A 16,451-nucleotide genomic window follows, 5' to 3' on the forward strand; every position below is an offset into this window, starting at 1 on the left:
AGTTCGCGGTGATGAGTGGACAAGGTGGGTCTCCCCCCGTGTATCAGAACCCGAGCTTGAGGTAGTTGCTCGCGTTCTCCTTGGTGATCGTCTCCGAGGCGAGGACGATCTCCTTGGGCACCTGGAGTTCCACCAGGTCGGACATGCCCTTGCCCTGGCCGATCAGGCGGGCCAGGGAGATGGCCGAGGAGGCCATCGACGGGCTGTAGGTCACGGTCGCCTTGAGCACCGTGTTGTCGGCCTGGATGTCCTCCATGGCCTTCTTCGAGCCGGCGCCGCCGACCATGAAGAACTCCTTGCGGTTGGCCTGGTTGACGGCGGCCAGGACACCGATGCCCTGGTCGTCGTCGTGGTTCCAGATCGCGTCGATCTTGGGCAGCGCCTGGAACAGGCCGGTGGCGGCCTGCTGGCCGGAGTCGGCGGTGAACTCCGCCGGCCGCCGGTTGGCCACCTTGAAGCCGGCCGTGGCGAGGGTGTCGGCGAAACCCTTGGACCGCTGCTGGGTCAGCTCCAGCGAGTCGATGCCGGGGATCTCGCCGATGACCGGGGCGCTGACACCCTTGGCCTTGAGCTGCGCCACGATGTAGTTCGCGGCGGCCACACCCATGCCGTAGTTGTCGCCCATGATCTGGAGCCGGTAGGCCAGCGCGTCCGGGAAGGCACGGTCCAGGTTGACCACCGGGATACCGGCCTTCATCGCCTCCAGGCCGAAGGCGTTGAGCTCCTTGCCGTCGTGCGGCAGCACCACGATGACGTCCGGCTTCTGGGCGACCAGGGTGGACAGCGCGGCCCGCTGGGCAGCCGCGTCCGCACCCGCCTCCACGGTCTTGAAGTCCACGTCGGAGTACGCCCCGGCCTGCGCCTTGGCGTTGTTGGTGATGGCGGCGATCCAGCCGTGGTCGGCGGCGGGGGCGGAGAAGCCGATGGTGACCTTCTTGCCGGGGGCGGCGTTGCCACCACCGGAGTTGTCGGCCGCCTTGGTCTGCGCCGCGGTCGGTGTGGACTCGTTGCTGGTGCAACCGGCGAGGAGCACACCGGCGCCGACCGCCGCACCGCCGAAGAGCAACCGGCGACGGGACAGGTCACGGGGCTGGGTCATGACGACCTCCTGAAATGACGGATGGTGGGGTGAAAAAGGTTGTGCTGATCCCGGCCACCGTCGGTGGCCGCCGGAATTGCGCTGGTGCGAAGGGGTAGGGACGTGCCCGGTCAGGCGGAGGTGGTGGCCTTGTTGCGGCCGAGGAACTGGGTGACGCTGCGGAACTGCACCTGCTGGATCAGGACGGCGCCGACGATGATGCCGCCCTTGACCATGTTCTGCGCCTCGGTGGACAGGCCGTTGATGGCGAAGAGGTTGGTGATGGTGGAGAAGATCAGCACCCCGAGCAGGGAGCCGACGATGGTGCCCCGGCCGCCGCTGAGCAGCGTGCCGCCGATGATGGCCGCGGCGATCGCGTCCAGCTCGTACAGGTTGGCCATGGCCGCCTGGGCGGAGTTGGCCTGCGCGGTCAGCATGATCGCGGCGATGCCGCAGCAGAGCCCGGACAGCGCGTACAGCAGCAGGGTGTGCCGCCGCACGTTGATCCCGGCGAGCCGGGCCGCCTCGGGGTTGCCGCCGACGGCGACCGTACGCCGGCCGAAGGTGGTCCGGTTGAGCAGCACCCAGCCGGCGGCGACCACGGCGGCCAGGATGTAGACCAGCAGCGGGATGCCGAGCAGGTCGGTGCTGGCGATGCCGTTGATGAAGGAGTTGTTCGACACCTGGGTCTGCTTGCCGGAGATCTGTGCGGCCAGGCCCCGGGCGGCGACCATCATGGCCAGCGTGGCGATGAACGCCACCAGCCGGCCGTAGGAGATGAGTATCCCGTTGACCACCCCGACCGCCGTGCCGACCACGATCGCGGTGAAGATCATGCCGCCGGCGCCGTAGCTCTGGGTGGCGAGCGTGGTCGCCCACACCCCGGCGAGGGCGACGATCGCGCCGACCGACAGGTCGATGCCGCCGCCGATGATCACGAAGGTCATCCCGACGGTGACCACCCCGACCACCGAGGCGAGCTTGAGGATGGTCAGCGTGTTGCCCCACACCCAGTCCGGGTCGGAGTAGAGGTCCCAGCGGGTCGCGGCGCCGATCACGACCAGCACCACCAGCACGCCGATCAGGCCGAGGTTACGCTTCGCGCCCTCACCCCCGTCGCCCTGCCAAAAGGACAACCCGCCCGTCCGCGGCTTCTCCTTGAGCGACGCCGTCACCGCCGGGTCGACCGGCGGGGACTGCGCCGGCAGGTCCGCCGGCCGGTCCGGTGTCGCGGTCCCGGTCGACTCACTCATGCCGTCACCTCGTTATGTCCACTGCGCTCGCTCATGCCGGCGCGCCTTCCATCAGAGACCCCGCCATGACGAGGTCGAGCACGGTGTTCTCGTCCAGTTCGCCGGCGGGCGCCTCGCGCACCATCCGGCCCTCGCGCATCACCAGCACCCGGTCGGCCAGACCGAGCACCTCGGGTACCTCGCTGGAGACCAGCAGCACGCCGACCCCCTGGGCGGCCAGGCCACGGATCACCCGGTACAGCTCGGCCCGGGCCCCCACGTCCACCCCCCGGGTCGGCTCGTCGAGCAGCAGCAGCCGGGTGTCGCCGAGCAGCCAGCGCCCGACCACCACCTTCTGCTGGTTGCCGCCGGACAGGGTGCGTACCGCCCGGCGCACGTCGTTGGGCCGGAGCTGGAGTTCGTCGGCGATCCGTTCCGCCTCGGCCCGCTCCCGCCCGGCGTTGGTGAAGCCGAGGCGGGCGTACCGGGTGAAGGTCGCCAGGGTGACGTTGCGGTGGATCGGCTCGCCGAGCAGCAACGCCTGACTCTTCCGCTCCTCCGGGGCCATGCCCATGCCGGCCCGTACCGCCGCGCCGACGCTGCCCGGCCGCAGGGTCCGGCCGCCCATCCGGACGGTGCCGGACTCGGCGCGGCGGGCCCCGTAGATCGTCTCCAGCAGCTCCGAGCGCCCGGAGCCGACCAGGCCGGCGATGCCGACGATCTCACCGGGACGGACGCTGAGCGAGACGTCGGCGAACTCGCCGGTGCGGCTCAGCCCCTCGACCCGCAGCAGCTCGTCACCGGCGGTCGGCGCGGTCGGGCGGTCCGGGAAGACGTACTCGATGTTCCGGCCGGTCATCCGGGCGACCAGGTCGCGGGTCGGGGTGTCGCGGGCCGGCAGGTTCGCCGCCGTGGTCCGGCCGTCCTTGAGTACGGTGACCCGGTCGCCGATCTCGCGGATCTCCTCCATCCGGTGCGAGATGTAGATGACCGCGATGCCCTGGGCGGTGAGTTCCCGGATGATCCGGAACAGGTTGTCGACCTCGTCGTGGGCCAGCACCGCGCTCGGCTCGTCCATGATGATCAGTCGGGCCTCGTGGGACAGCGCGCGGGCCATGCTGACCACCTGCTTGCCGGCGGCCGGCAACGCGCGCACCATCCGGCCGGGCGGGATCTCGCCGTGGCCGAGCCGGCTCAGGATCTCCCGGGTACGCCGGGCCATGTGGCCGCGCCGGACGAACCCGGCGACCTTGGGCTCGTGGCCGAGGAAGGCGTTCTCCGCGACCGAGAGGTCCTCGACCAGGTCGAGTTCCTGGTAGATGGTGGCGATGCCGGCGCGCATGGCGGCCTGCGGGTTGGCGAAGTGCACCGGCTCACCGCGCCACTGCACCTGGCCGGAGTCCGGCCGGTGCACCCCGGCGAGCACCTTGATCAGGGTCGACTTGCCGGCGCCGTTCTGCCCGAGCAGGCAGTGCACCTCACCGGCCCGCACCTCCAACTGCACGCCGTCGAGGGCGCGTACCCCGGGGAAGGTCTTGACCACGTCGGTCAGCCGCAGCACCACCTCACCGGCGACGGTGTCGGCGGGCGCCTCGACCAGCGGGCTGTTGTCCCCGGCGGCGGAGGTCGGTGCGTTGCTCATGATGCCTCCCCGAAGGCGACGTCGCTGGCGAGGACGGCCGCGCCGGCGACGCCGGCGCGCGGTCCCAGCTCGGACAGGACGACCGGCAGGTTGCCGGTGGCCAGCGGCAGCGATCGGCGGTAGACCACGCTGCGGATCTCGGCGAGCAGGATGTGCCCGAGGTGGGCCAGCCCGCCGCCGATGACGATCATCGAAGGGTTGGTGAAGCTGACCAGCCCGGCCAGCACCTGCCCGACCCGGCGACCCCCGTCGCGGATCAGCTGGATGCAGGTGACGTCACCCTCGATCGCCGCCTCGGCGACGTCGCGGGCGGAGACGGCACCCCGGGCGGCGAGCCGCTCGGCCAGCGCGGGCGAGGCGCCGGTACGCGCGGCGACGCCGGCCTCCCGGGCCAGGGCCGCTCCGCTGAAGAGCGCCTCCAGGCAGCCGGCGTTGCCGCAGGAGCAGGTCGGCCCCCCGGCGTCGACCTGGATGTGCCCGATGTCCCCCGCGCACCCGTCGGTGCCCCGGTAGACGTCGCCGCTGAGGTAGATCCCACACCCTATTCCGGTGCCGATCTTGATGAAGAGGAAGTCGTCGACCGAGTGCGCCACCCCCCCGTGCCGCTCCCCGATCGCCATGATGTTGACGTCGTTGTCGACCACCGCCGGGCAGCCGTGCTCCCGGCTGAGCAGCTCACGCACCGGGTAGCGGTCCCAGCCGGGCATGATCGGCGGCGACACCGGCAGCCCGTCGCGGAAGCTCACCGGCCCGGGGACGCCGACGCCGACGCCGTTGAGCCGCTCGTACGCCCCGTCCACCCGGGCCTTGTGCAGCAGGTCGTTGACCCGGTGCAGGATGGCCTTCGGACCGGAGCGGATGTCGGCCACCTCGGCGTACGCGGCGACCGGCTCCAGCCGCCCGTTGACCACCTCGACGTCGATCGAGCTGGCGCCCATGTCGACGGCGGCGAACCGGAGGTCGGGGTTCAGCTCGACCAGGGTGGAGCGACGGCCGCCCCGGGAGGCGGCCAGTCCGGCCTCGGCCACCAGGCCCAGCCCGACCAGGCGTTCCAACTCGGCGAGGAGCCGGGGACGGGGCATCTGCAACCGGTCACCCAGCTCGGCCCGGGACGCGGGCCCCTCGTCGCGGAGCAGCCGCAACAGCTGCACATGCAGGGGATCTGCCGCCCGCACGGGACTCACCTCCGTCTCAGGGTTCACATTGACGTCACGCCGATGTGTTGTGGTCGACACAGTAGGAGAGTTCCGAGGCGCATGTCCATACCTTCAGTCGTTCCGCCGGCAACTTTTGTCCGAAAGAACAAAAGCTACTAGTGGATCAAGAAAAGGTTGACAGACTGAGAAACATCCGCAACGACCTGCTACCACCACCGGGTGACCCTCGCACACCGGCCCCGCTCCGCGCGGCCGAAGCAGTACCGGATCAGGCCGGCCGTGACAAGTGGCCGCCCCGCCACGGAGACGCGGCGGGGCGGGGCGGGCGCGGCAGGCGCGGGTGGGGCGGGGCAGGGCAGGCGGGGCAGGGCGAGGCAGGGCGGGTGGGCGACGCAGGCGGGGCGGCGTGGGGCAGGCGGGGCGGCGTGGGGTCGCCGGTGGGTCAGCGGCCGGGGGCGGCGTTGCGCTTCTTGCGCAGCTTGCGGTCGTCGCGCAGCTCGACGTACGGCTCCTCGTCGGGGTCGTGGCCGGCGGAGATGGCCCGGCCCCGCTCCAGCTCGGCGTCGAACTCCGCACCGAGCAGGATCGCGATGTTGCTCAGCCAGAGCCAGATCAGGAAGATGATCACGCCGGCCAGCGCGCCGTAGGTCTTGTTGTAGGACCCGAAGTTGCTCACGTACAGGGCGAACAGGCCGGAGACGAGCAGCCAGAGCAGCACCGCCAGCACGCCACCCGGGCTGACCCAGCGGAACCCGCCGTGGCGGGCGTTCGGCGACGCCCAGTAGAGGATCGCGAACATCAGGCTGACCAGCACCAGCAGCACCGGCCACTTGGCGATGTTCCACACCGTCAGCGCCGTGGAGCCGAGCCCGATGGCGTTGCCGACCTGCTCGGCGAGGCCGCCGGTGAAGACCACGATCACCGCGGCGGCGAGCAGCAGCACCCCGACCAGGGCGGTCACCCCGAGCCGGATGGGCAGGGTCTTCCACACCGGCCGCCCCTCCGGCACGTCGTAGATGCTGTTCGAGGCGCGCATGAACGCGCCCACGTAGCCGGAGGCCGACCAGAACGCGGCGACCAGACCGATGATCGCGGCGACGCTGGCCAGCCCACCGGACTGGCCGGCCTGGTCGATCGCGGTCTCGATGATGGTACGGATGTTCTCCTCCGGCACCACCTGGCCGACCGTGTCCCGGACCCCACTGGTGGCCCGCTCGCCGAGCAGACCGAGGATCGAGATCAGCACCAGCATCCCGGGGAAGATCGACAGCACCCCGTAGTAGGTCAGCGCGGCGGCCCAGTCGGTCAGGCTGTCCTCCTGGAACTCCCGCCCGGTGCGCTTGAGCGCCGCCTTCCAGTCCGCCCGGTGCAGGTCGGCGGGGCTGTCCGGGCCGTCGTCGGGGCCGACCGGCCGGGTACGGAGGTCCGCGTCCCGCCGACCACCTCGCCGTCGGTCATCGGACACGGACTCGCCGGACACGCGCTCGCCCGACGGGCGGTCACCGGCCGTTCGGTCACCCGACCGGCCCCGGCCGCGCCGGGCTGCGGGCACGGTGGCCGCGTCGTCGGGCACGGTGGCCGCGTCGTCGCGGTCGGCGTGGGTCTCGTCGGAGGCCATCGCCCCTCCTCGGGGATCTGCGGGGTGTCGCCCTCCGACATGCCCCGCCGGACCCGCCGGCTAACCCCCGACCAGCAGTGCAAACCCATCCCCCTTGAGGCGATGCCGATCTGGGGAAGCGCACGTCCACCAACGCCGGACTTCAGTCGTGAGATCCAGGGCTACAGATGGGATGAAGGTGGCCTGACGATCGAACATCGGCGCGTCGACCCGTGTGACCCTGGCAAGTGTTATCGCAGATTTGCTATAGCCAGTGGGTGTCCTGGCCAGTCTGCTACCACCCTGGGGTCGAAACCGAGCTTCGCGCCCTCCCCACAACAGAACAGACAGCGATCGGTCACGCAGTCGAGAAGATGGAAGCCAGGGCCCGAACCTCGGCTACCCCCACTCAAGCTCCATCAAGACCACAAACAGCCTGCGGGAACTCCGCCCTCGCGGTGGACGCAGCCGATGGCGAGCCATCTACGGGCAGGTCGACGCCGCGTTCATCGTCGGCGCAATCGGCCCGAAGCGAGCGTCAACCAACGAAAATTCAACCGAGCAGTGATCGCCGCAGAGCAGAGGATCAAAGACGTAGAGGGCGCGTGACGAAACTCTCCGACCTGAAAACCGCGCAGCAAGTCATCGACGAACGCCGCCAGGACCCGGCGTTTCGAGCCGAGTGGGACCGGACGGCATTCGCCCGCGACATGGCCATCCGAAAATCACCCACGGTACGGTCGAGTTCATAGCCGCATAGCCCTTGAGTCTTCTGGGGAGACTCCGGGTCAACCGTCCCCACCGTCGAAAGCGACGCATCGGTCACATCCCCCGGGGCGTTCCGCCAGGCAGCAGGGACCTCTGAGTCGCTGGCCTCAACTCACCCTGGCGGACAGGAGCCTGGGCGCTGCGGGCTGAGGGCAGGGGTTTCCGCAGGATTGTGGAGATTTATTGTCGCTGGAGCGACAACAAATCTCCACAAGGACGGCGGCCCCGAGGGGAACCCGGGGCGGTGGCCCTGCTCGGAGAACGCAGCGCCACGAATCTCCGCCGTCATGGCCGGCCGCCCACCCGTGCCACGAACGCGCACCATGCTTGCGGCTCGAAGGCCAGCACCGGCCCGCCCGGATCCTTGGAATCACGCACGACCACCACGCCAGCCAGATTATCGGCCACCTCGACACAGTTCCCTCCATCAGGGCCGCTGCGGGTGCTCTTGCGCCACCAAGCATCACTCAGATCCATGTCTCCGCCACTTCTGCCATCAGTTCGAGGGACTGTTGCTGCGATAGTGCCTCACCACGGAGCGATTCCCACACCTCGACCATCTGCCGCACGTAGTCGACCCGGTCGATCACCTGACCGTGGCGCTGCCCTGCAAGGTAGACCAAGTCCTCAGCGTGCAGTGACGAGGCAAGCACGAAGGGTCCACCGAGGCCAACATATGCCCCGGCCGCCATCGGCACCACCTGGATGCGGACCCGAGGCAACGTCGAGCCGACCTTCACCAGATGAAGCAATTGATCGCGCATCAGTTGCGGTCCTCCGATGCATCGGTGCAGCACGTGCTCGTCGATTACGGCAGTGAATAGGGGTGGCCGCTCACGGTGAAGGATCGCTTGGCGATCAAGGCGGGTGGTCACATGCTGCTCGATCTCGTCAGGGGCGAACAGTCCGCCGCCGGACAGCAGTGCGTGGGCGTAAGCCTCGGTCTGCAACAGGCCCGGCACGCAGAGCGGTTCGAAAGTACGCAGCGCCGTCGCTTCCTGTTCGATGCCGGCCCAGTCGCGGAACCAGGGCACCACGGTTTCCCGGCTGATTCGTTTCTGGATGCGCTCGAACCGGCCGTCGGTGGTGAACACCGTGTCGCAGCGGCGCGCGAAGTCCAGGCTCGGCCGGCGTTCGCAGGTCTCCACCTTGGCCACCAGCGCGCCCGAATAGCTCAGCGCCTCGGCCAGCGCCGCCTGGGACATGCCGTTGGCGGCCCGCACGAGCCGCAACTCCTCCGCGAAGTGGTCCAGCATGGACGAACGTTCCACCAGACAGCCTCCGTACATCCTCGTACCGTTCCGGGTCGACCGGTCCACGCCTGGGCCGTCGGCAGGTCGAACCTCCCACCGTAGTCGGATCATCAACAGAATGTCACTCAGCGGGACCGCTCCCGGGATCGGACGGTGGGCGGAACCAGGCCGGGAGCGTCCGTCGGTGTCGTCGGCGGGCGCTCCCCTCCACCAGTGACGGAGGCTCGACCATGCGCCAGACCAGCCGGCCCCGCTGCGGATTCCCGCGTCACCCCCACCCCCGCAGCGGTCGGCCAGGGGTGCGCTGATGCCCCGGTACCGCCCACATGTCGCGGCCCGTCCCTCCTGGCGTTGCCGGGTGTGCGGGGCGGCCTGGCCGTGCTCGCCGGCCCGGTTGGCGCTGCTCGGCGAGTACCGCGAGGATCGCACCGCCATGTTGTTCTATCTGGGCACCCTGCTGGGCGAGGCGATGAGCGATCTCGCCACCCTGCACGACGGTGTCGCCCCACCCGACCTGACCGCACGCTTCGTGACCTGGGCAAGAGCCCGCTGACCCGGTCGGTATCGGTCCGCCTGGGTCAGCTTCGGTCGGCCTGGTCGGTATCGGTCGGCCTGGCCGGTCACCACGATCTCGCCGCGCCGGGGTCGAACCGCACCGCCAACCCCGACCCCCGCGACCATGATCGACTCAACGGGGCCGAGATGGCGGCATCCGCCTCGCGGCGACCACGCGACCTGGCCGGAGTTGCGAGACGTACCCGCCGAGAGTCAGAGGTCGGCCGGGGCGGTGGCGGCGCGGGCGGCGGCGACCAGTTGGTCGGTCTCGGCGCGTACCCCGTCGGCGTCGACCGGGGTGCCGGGGTCGTAGCGGACCGTCCAGGTCAGACCGTCCGCCCCGGCCACCCGCCGGGCCGCGATCCGGCCCGAGCCGCCGGGCACCGGGTGCTGCTGGGTGTACGCCACCGAGCGGGTCACCCGCGCCCGCACCTGGTGCGGCAGGTCCCCCGGATCGAGCAGCAGGTACGTCTCGACGGGACCGTCGGCGACCACCAGGTAACCATCCCGCTCGTCGATCGTCTCCGCCACCGTGACGGTCAGCTCCCGCCCGGACCAGACGGCCTTGAGGATGTCGTGCCAGCCCAGCCGCTCCGCCCGACCGGGCAGCCAGAGCCCGAGGTTGGTCGCCACCAGCACCCCGCCACCGGCACCTGCACCTGCACCTGCACCTGCTGACGCACTGTCAGCAGCCGACGCACCGTCGTCTCCGCCGTTGCCGACGGCGGCCCAGGCCAGCACCCGCTCCCCGGCGGTCAGGGCGGGGCGGGCGGCGGCGGGCAGCTTGGGCTTGCGGCCGAACAGTCCCATCAGAGTCCTCCCGCGGCCTGCTCGCGCAGGGCCCGCGCATGCTGTTCCAGCGAAAGCAGTTCCCCGAAGAGGGCGAAATACTCGTCCTTCTGGTTGACCGGGTTGATCCGCTGGATCTTGGACTTCAGGTCCCTGATCCGGGCGGTCACCGAGCCCCACTGCAACTGGGCGAGGGTGCTGGAGACGTACCTCGGGTCGGGTTCGCCGTCGATCCGCAGCGGCTCCACCGCCAGCTCACCGACGAGCGCCTGGGCGGCCAGGTCCTCGCAGGCGTCCCGCACGGCACCGATCCACACCGCGCCGCCGGCCGCCACCGCCACCCCGCCGGCCGCCGCGATCGCCGTACGGACCGCGACGTGCACCGGGTGCCGGTACTCGGCGGCCTCGACGGCGTCGAACATCGGGCCGGCGAGGACCGGCTCCTGGAGGGCGAGTTTCAACGCCTCCCGCTCGACCATCGACTCCGGGCTGTCCACGGCGGGCGCAGCCGCACGGGTCCGACCCCGGGGCGGGGCGGTGGCCTCCCGTTCGCCGGGGGAGTTGGCGGCGGCCAGCACCGCCCGCTGCACCGGCTCGATCTCCATGCCGAGGTCACCGGCGAGCTTGCGGACGTACTCGGGACGCTTCTCCCGGTCCTTGATCTTGGCAACCAGGGGCGCAGCCCGGCGCATCGCCTCGACCCGGCCGTCCACCGTGTCCAGGTCGTAGCGGTTGATCACGTGGCGAAGGGCGAAGTCGACGAGCGGCTCGCGGCGGGCCACCAGGTCACGGATCGCCAGGTCGCCCTTTGCCAACCGCAGGTCGCACGGGTCCATGTTGTCGGGGCTGACCGCGATGAAGGTACGCCCGACGAAGCGCTGGTCGTCCTCGAAGGCACGCAGCGCGGCCTTCTGCCCGGCGGCGTCCCCGTCGAAGGTGAAGATCACCTCACCGGCCACCGCGTCGGTGTCGAGCAGCAGCCGGCGCAGTACGCCGATGTGGTCCGCGCCGAAGGCGGTGCCGCAGGTCGCCACGGCGGTCGGGACCCCGGCCAGGTGGCAGGCCATCACGTCGGTGTAACCCTCGACGACGACCACCCGGCCCTGCTTGGCGATCTCCCGTTTGGCCTGGTCGATGCCGTAGAGCACGTGCGACTTCTTATAGATCGGCGTCTCGGGGGTGTTGAGGTATTTCGGGCCGTCGTCGTCGTCGAAGAGTTTCCGCGCCCCGAAGCCGATCACATCACCGGCGATGTCCCGGATCGGCCACATCAGCCGGCGACGGAACCGGTCGATCAGGGTGCCCGAGCGCGACGGCCGGGACAACCCGCCGGTGACCAGCTCGTCATGGGTGAACCCCTGCTGACGCAGGTGCTTGGTGAGCAGGTCCCAGGCGTCCGGGGCGAAGCCGCACCCGTACCGCTGCGCGGCGGCCCGGTCGAAACCGCGCCGGGCCAGGAACTCCCGGGCCGGACGGGCGCCGGCCGTGGTGAGCTGCGCCTGATAGAACTCCACGGCGGCGGCGTGCGCGGCCACCAGCCGCTGCTTCTGCCCCTGCTGCGGACGGGCCCGGGGCGCGGCCTGGTCACCCTCGACGTAGCGCAGCTGGATGCCGACCCGGTCGGCGAGCCGCTCGACGGACTCGACGAAGGTGAGATGCTCGGCGTCCATCAGGAACTTGATCGCGTCGCCACCGACGCCGCAACCGAAGCAGTAGAAGACGTTACGGGCCGGTGAGACGTTGAACGACGGGCTCTTCTCGTCGTGGAACGGGCACAGGCCCTTGAGGTTGCCGCCACCGGCCGACTTCAGGGTCACCGTGTCCGAGATCACCTCGGCGATGGAGGCACGCTCGCGGACCAACGCGATGTCCTCGTCCCTGATCCGCCCAGCCATGCGGTGCCACCCCCTCGGCCCTCCATCCTGCCCTGCCGGACCGACGATCCGTCGGGCGGGGGACGGGCGGCTGGCGAACGCCCGGCTCAGCGGGGAGGACGGTGCAGCCAGTGGGTGACCGGGGGCGGGTTCTCCTCGTCGTACGACCGGGCGGCCCGCACGGCGGCGGACAGGCCGGACCGGCGTCCCCGGTCCGGGTGCGGGTCGACCGCCGGGTCCCGGGCCATGTCACGCAGCAGCGCCACGGCGAGCCCGAGCATCACCACCACGAACGGCAGCGCCACCATGATGGTCGCCTGTTGCAGGGCGGCCAGGCCCCGGCGAGCAGCAGCGCCGCGGCGACCGCCCCGATCAGCACCCCCCAGAGCACCACGAGTACGCGGTGCGGGCGCAGTGCGCCGCCCGAGGTGAGCGCCCCCAGCACCAACGACGCCGAGTCGGCGCTGGTCACGAAGTAGAGCGCGATGAGCACCATGGCCAGCACGCTGGTGACGGTCCCCAGCGGGAGCGCGTCCAGCAGCCCGAACAGCGCCTGCTCACTGCCCGCTCCGACGTCCGCCACCAGATCGCGGGTGCCGCTGGCCTGGGTACGCAGGGCGCTGCCGCCCATGATCGCGAACCAGATCGCGCTGGCCCCGCTGGGCACCAGCAGTACCCCGACCAGGAACTGACGCACGGTCCGCCCGCGTGAGATCCGCGCGATGAAGGTGCCGACGAACGGCGCCCAGGAGATCCACCAGGCCCAGTAGAAGATCGTCCAGGACCCGAGCCACGCCGGGTCGGAGAACGCGCCGGTACGGGTGGACATGAACACCAGGCTGCTGAGGTAGTCACCGACCGACGCGGGCAGCACCTCCAGCGTGTAGATCGTCGGTCCCACCACGAACACGAAGACCATCAGCGCCACGGCCAGCAGGACGTTGGTGGTGGACAGCCACTTGACCCCCCGGTGCAGGCCGGAGAAGGCCGAGACGACGAAGGCCAGGGTCAGCGCGCCGATCACGGTCAGTTCCACCGACCGGGTGTCCGGTACGCCGGCCACCAGGTCCAGACCGGCGGCCACCTGGAGCGCGCCGAGGCCGAGGCTGGTGGCCGAACCGAAGACCGTGGCGAACACCGCGAGCAGGTCGATGGCCCGACCGGCCACCCCGTCGGCCCGCGCGCCGAGCAGCGGGTGGAACGCGGCAGAGATCCGGTTGTCCCGCCCCTTGCGGAATGTCGAGTACGCCAGCGCCAGCGCGGTGACGGCGTAGATCGCCCACGGGTGCAGCGTCCAGTGGAAGAGCGTGTACTGCATGGCCGCCGCGGCGGCACCCGGGGTCTGTGCCCCGACGCCGGTGGCCGGCGGCGGGGTGGCGTAGTGCTGGATCGGCTCGGCCACCGCGAAGAAGACCAGACCGATGCCCATCCCCGCGCTGAACATCATGGCGACCCAGGCCAGCGTGTCGAACTCCGGCCGGTCGTCGTCGGCGCCCAGCCGGATCCGGCCGTAGCGGGAGGCCGCGACGACCACCGCGAGCACCAGGAAGGCGTCCGCCGCGACGACGAAGAACCAGCCGAAGGTGCCGATCACCCAGGCCAGCCCGGACTCGCCGAAGTCGGCCAGCGAACCGCGCGCGGACACCCCCCAGAGCACGACCGCCAGCACCCCGCCGACGCCCAGGGTGAGCACCACCGGGTCGGGCCTGCCACCCGCCCGCGCATCTACGTCCCGCGCCCGCTCAGCCATGGTCACATCGTCCCGCCCGGTGACCCCGACAGCAGGCGATTGCGCCCATTCCCACGACCCGTGGGCGGTGCTCAGGTCAGGACCTCGGCCCCCTCGGCCTCCACCTGACGGTGCTCAGGTCAGGACCTCGGCCTCCTCGGCCTCCACCTGGCGGTTCCAGTCCGGCTTGGTGGAGCGCCAGCCCTCGTCGTCCATGCCGCGTCGCCAGTAGCCGGAGATCGACAGCGCCTCCCGGGGCACCGACCGCTCGACCCGCAGCAGCCGGCGCAACTCCTTGACGAACGTGGCCTCGCCATGCACGAAGGCGTGCACCCGGCCGGGCGGGAACTCCAGCTCCCGTACCGCCGCGACCAGGGCCTCGCCGACCGGTCGGCCGGCCCGGTGCAGCCAGGTCAACGCCACCGCGCCGGGGCTGGGCAACGACTGCTCGTCGGCCGGGTCGGCGATCTCGACCAGGACGACCGCCGGGGCACCCTCGGGCAGCCGCTCCAACGCGGCGCCGATCGCCGGCAGGGCGCTCTCGTCACCCACCAGCAGGTGCCAGTCCGCCGTCGGGTCCGGCGCGTACGCCCCGCCGGGGCCGGTGAACAGCACCTCGTCGCCGGGCCGCAGCCGCGCCGCCCACGGCCCGGCCAACCCCTCGTCGCCGTGGTGCACCACGTCGATGGTCAACTCACCGGCCGCCGCGTCCCAGGCCCGCACGGTGTACGCGCGCAGCCGGGGCCACTGCTCCCGGGGCAGCTCCCGCTTGATCGCCGTCAGGTCCAGCGGCCTCGGCAGGTCCACCCCCTCGGGCGGAAAGACCAGCTTGACGTAGTGGTCGGTGAACTCCCCCACCGGCAGTCCGACCAACTCCTCCCCACCGAGAACGAGTCGGACCAGGTGCGGGGTGGGCCGTCCGACCCGCACCACCCGCGCCGCAGTAACCATCTTGGAGCGCTCCACCATAAAACTAAGGCTACCCTAACTCCCCCCATCCCTCTCCCCCACCCCTCCGCCCCGCCCCTCGATCCGGTGATCAAGAGGTTTGCGTCACCCTCCCCGGTGATCAAGAGGTTTGCGTCAATCCAGCGATCAACTTTGACGTAAACCTCTTGATCAACTGACGCAAAGCTCTTGATCACCGGATCGAGGGGCGGGAGCGGGGGAGCGGAGGGCGGGAGCGGGGGGCGGGAGCGGGGCAGCGGGTTTCAGGTGAGGTGGGTGTGCCAGGTCAGGGCGGCGGGGTCGGTGAGGGAGGCGACCTGGTCGATGATGACGCGTAGGCGGGCCGGGTCGTCTCCGGCCTGCCGCCAGAGGGGGGCGAAGACCGGGTCGAGGGCGTCCGGGGCGCGGTCGACGAGCACGGTGACCAGTTCGGTGAGGACCTCCCGCTGACGGTCGTAACGGGTGCGGGCGTCCGGGCGGCACATCACGTACCGCCAGGCGATGCCCTTGAGCAGGGCACACTGCGCCCTGATCCGGCGCGGCACGACCAGGTCGGCGGCGTAGCGGTGGTGCGGGCCGGGGCCGAAGCGGTCCCGGGTCGCCCCGACCACGGTCGCCACGAACCGGCCGGTGAGCACGCTGGTGGTGGTCTTGAGGGCGACCTGCGCCCGGTGGCTGCCGTCGTACCCGGCCAACGGGGTGAGCACCGGGTCGGCGAGCAACTCGACAAGCACCCCGCCGAGGTCGTCCGGGGACTCCCCGGAGTAGACGGCGGCCACGTCGACGCAGAGCGCGGCGCGTTCGTCCGGGTCGTTCAGGAGGGGACGCAACGAGACGTACCCGCCGTGGATGCCGTCCTCGACGTCGTGCACCGAGTACGCCACGTCGTCGGCCCAGTCCATCACCTGCGCCTCCAGGCAGCGGCGGGCCCCGCCGGACGGGTCGGGATCAGCGGAGGTGGCGGTGGGGGCGGGGCTGCCGGCGCGTAGCCAGTCGAAGACCGGGCGGTCGTCGCCGTACACGCCGAACTTGCGCAGCCCGGGGCGGCGGGGCCACGGGTACTTGCTGACCGCGTCGAGCGCGGCCCGGGTGAGGTTGAGCCCCGCAGGGCTGCCGTCCGGGGCGAGCACCTTCGCCTCCAGCCGGGTGAGCACCCGCAGCGTCTGCGCGTTGCCCTCGAAGCCGCCACAGGACGCGGCGAGCCCGTCCAGGGTGTCCTCGCCGTTGTGCCCGAAGGGCGGGTGCCCGAGGTCGTGGGCCAGCCCGGCGGTGTCCACCAGATCCGGGTCGCAGCCGAGCCGGGCACCCATCTCCCGGGCGATCTGGGCCACCTCCAGCGAGTGGGTCAGCCGGGTACGCAGGAAGTCGTCGGTCCCGGCGACGTGCACCTGGGTCTTCGCGGCGAGCCGACGGAACGCCGCCGAGTGCAGCACCCGGGCCCGGTCCCGCTCGTACGGGGACCGGCCGTGGCCGGTGTCCTTGGGCGTCTCCTCGACCCACCGTTGCGCGTCGGCCGGCTGGCCGTCGACTGTGGGCATCTCAGCCCCGCCGGGGCTCGTCGTCGCCGGACAGGGCCGGCCCGAACATGCCGGACACAGCCGGCCCGAACATGCCGGACAGGGCCGGCCCGGACACGCCGGACAGGGCCGGCCCGAACGCAACCGGCCCGAACGCGCCGGGCGCGACCGGCCCTAACACGCAGGTCCCGGGTCGGCCGGCATCGACGGTGGCGCTCACCCAGCCGCTGCTCATCCGGTCACCCCTTCACGGTCGTACCCCATGGTCGCGGGAGCCCAGGTTACGCCGCACCGCGCCGGGGGCGCGCGCAC

General features: G+C 71.2%; 13 protein-coding genes and 1 pseudogene. 1 reads left to right on the forward strand and 13 read right to left on the reverse strand.

Annotated elements, in window-relative coordinates; genetic code table 11:
* Positions 1–43 precede the first annotated feature (43 nt).
* The 7 genes from J7462_RS12565 to J7462_RS12595 form a co-directional block, all read right to left on the reverse strand.
* Positions 44–1,099 (reverse strand): substrate-binding domain-containing protein, encoded by a 1,056-nt coding sequence (locus J7462_RS12565; protein ID WP_208568829.1) that lies wholly within the window; start codon positions 1,097–1,099, stop codon positions 44–46.
* 110 nt (positions 1,100–1,209) lie between these two features.
* The gene (locus tag J7462_RS12570) at positions 1,210–2,331 is read right to left on the reverse strand and encodes an ABC transporter permease (protein ID WP_219464232.1); all 1,122 of its coding nucleotides are present in this window, start codon (positions 2,329–2,331) and stop codon (positions 1,210–1,212) included.
* Between the two features lie 31 nt (positions 2,332–2,362).
* Positions 2,363–3,952 carry a sugar ABC transporter ATP-binding protein gene (locus J7462_RS12575; RefSeq protein ID WP_255597692.1) on the reverse strand — a complete coding sequence of 530 codons (1,590 nt, stop codon included), beginning with the start codon at positions 3,950–3,952 and terminating at the stop codon, positions 2,363–2,365.
* Positions 3,949–5,127, reverse strand: coding sequence for an ROK family transcriptional regulator (locus tag J7462_RS12580; RefSeq protein ID WP_208568827.1), 1,179 nt, complete (start codon positions 5,125–5,127; stop codon positions 3,949–3,951). The genes J7462_RS12575 and J7462_RS12580 overlap by 4 nt, the downstream gene beginning before the upstream one ends.
* A gap of 424 nt (positions 5,128–5,551) precedes the next feature.
* Positions 5,552–6,727, reverse strand: a complete 1,176-nt coding sequence (locus tag J7462_RS12585) for a YihY/virulence factor BrkB family protein (protein WP_255597693.1) — start codon at positions 6,725–6,727, stop codon at positions 5,552–5,554.
* Positions 6,728–7,759: 1,032 nt separating this feature from the next.
* Positions 7,760–7,951, reverse strand: coding sequence for a DUF397 domain-containing protein (locus tag J7462_RS12590; RefSeq protein ID WP_219464234.1), 192 nt, complete (start codon positions 7,949–7,951; stop codon positions 7,760–7,762).
* Positions 7,942–8,730 carry a helix-turn-helix transcriptional regulator gene (locus J7462_RS12595; RefSeq protein WP_219464235.1) on the reverse strand — a complete coding sequence of 263 codons (789 nt, stop codon included), beginning with the start codon at positions 8,728–8,730 and terminating at the stop codon, positions 7,942–7,944. The genes J7462_RS12590 and J7462_RS12595 overlap by 10 nt, the downstream gene beginning before the upstream one ends.
* A 304-nt stretch (positions 8,731–9,034) precedes the next feature.
* Here J7462_RS12595 and J7462_RS12600 point away from each other — a divergent pair, with 304 nt between their 5' ends.
* The gene (locus J7462_RS12600) at positions 9,035–9,280 is read left to right on the forward strand and encodes a flavin reductase (protein WP_219464237.1); all 246 of its coding nucleotides are present in this window, start codon (positions 9,035–9,037) and stop codon (positions 9,278–9,280) included.
* Between the two features lie 215 nt (positions 9,281–9,495).
* Here J7462_RS12600 and J7462_RS12605 read toward each other — a convergent pair whose 3' ends face one another.
* The 6 genes and pseudogenes from J7462_RS12605 to J7462_RS12630 form a co-directional block, all read right to left on the reverse strand.
* Complete coding sequence (locus J7462_RS12605; RefSeq protein WP_219464238.1) at positions 9,496–10,092, reverse strand: hypothetical protein; 597 nt, start codon at positions 10,090–10,092, stop codon at positions 9,496–9,498.
* Positions 10,092–11,966, reverse strand: a complete 1,875-nt coding sequence (dnaG, locus tag J7462_RS12610; protein ID WP_219464240.1) for a DNA primase — start codon at positions 11,964–11,966, stop codon at positions 10,092–10,094. The genes J7462_RS12605 and dnaG overlap by 1 nt, the downstream gene beginning before the upstream one ends.
* An 86-nt stretch (positions 11,967–12,052) precedes the next feature.
* A pseudogene (locus tag J7462_RS12615) lies at positions 12,053–13,695 on the reverse strand (BCCT family transporter).
* Between the two features lie 114 nt (positions 13,696–13,809).
* On the reverse strand, positions 13,810–14,643 hold the full coding sequence (locus J7462_RS12620) for a siderophore-interacting protein (protein WP_219464242.1): 834 nt from the start codon (positions 14,641–14,643) through the stop codon (positions 13,810–13,812).
* A 242-nt stretch (positions 14,644–14,885) separates the two neighbouring features.
* Entirely contained in the window at positions 14,886–16,160 is a 1,275-nt protein-coding gene (locus J7462_RS12625; protein ID WP_219464243.1) for a deoxyguanosinetriphosphate triphosphohydrolase, read from the reverse strand.
* Position 16,161: 1 nt separating this feature from the next.
* On the reverse strand, positions 16,162–16,374 hold the full coding sequence (locus J7462_RS12630) for a hypothetical protein (protein ID WP_219464244.1): 213 nt from the start codon (positions 16,372–16,374) through the stop codon (positions 16,162–16,164).
* Positions 16,375–16,451: the final 77 nt, after the last annotated feature.

Source organism: Micromonospora sp. RL09-050-HVF-A (assembly GCF_019374995.1).
GTDB lineage: Bacteria > Actinomycetota > Actinomycetes > Mycobacteriales > Micromonosporaceae > Micromonospora > Micromonospora antibiotica.

Excerpts from the sequence above, each read along its gene's own strand:
- J7462_RS12565 (WP_208568829.1), bottom strand. The coding sequence starts at position 1,099 with ATGACCCAGCCCCGTGACCTGTCCCGTCGCCGGTTGCTCTTCGGCGGT.
- J7462_RS12570 (WP_219464232.1), bottom strand. The coding sequence starts at position 2,331 with ATGAGTGAGTCGACCGGGACCGCGACACCGGACCGGCCGGCGGACCTG.
- J7462_RS12575 (WP_255597692.1), bottom strand. The coding sequence starts at position 3,952 with ATGAGCAACGCACCGACCTCCGCCGCCGGGGACAACAGCCCGCTGGTC.
- J7462_RS12585 (WP_255597693.1), bottom strand. The coding sequence starts at position 6,727 with ATGGCCTCCGACGAGACCCACGCCGACCGCGACGACGCGGCCACCGTG.
- J7462_RS12590 (WP_219464234.1), bottom strand. The coding sequence starts at position 7,951 with ATGGATCTGAGTGATGCTTGGTGGCGCAAGAGCACCCGCAGCGGCCCT.
- J7462_RS12595 (WP_219464235.1), bottom strand. The coding sequence starts at position 8,730 with ATGCTGGACCACTTCGCGGAGGAGTTGCGGCTCGTGCGGGCCGCCAAC.
- J7462_RS12600 (WP_219464237.1), top strand. The coding sequence starts at position 9,035 with ATGCCCCGGTACCGCCCACATGTCGCGGCCCGTCCCTCCTGGCGTTGC.
- J7462_RS12605 (WP_219464238.1), bottom strand. The coding sequence starts at position 10,092 with ATGGGACTGTTCGGCCGCAAGCCCAAGCTGCCCGCCGCCGCCCGCCCC.
- dnaG (WP_219464240.1), bottom strand. The coding sequence starts at position 11,966 with ATGGCTGGGCGGATCAGGGACGAGGACATCGCGTTGGTCCGCGAGCGT.
- J7462_RS12620 (WP_219464242.1), bottom strand. The coding sequence starts at position 14,643 with ATGGTGGAGCGCTCCAAGATGGTTACTGCGGCGCGGGTGGTGCGGGTC.
- J7462_RS12625 (WP_219464243.1), bottom strand. The coding sequence starts at position 16,160 with ATGCCCACAGTCGACGGCCAGCCGGCCGACGCGCAACGGTGGGTCGAG.
- J7462_RS12630 (WP_219464244.1), bottom strand. The coding sequence starts at position 16,374 with ATGAGCAGCGGCTGGGTGAGCGCCACCGTCGATGCCGGCCGACCCGGG.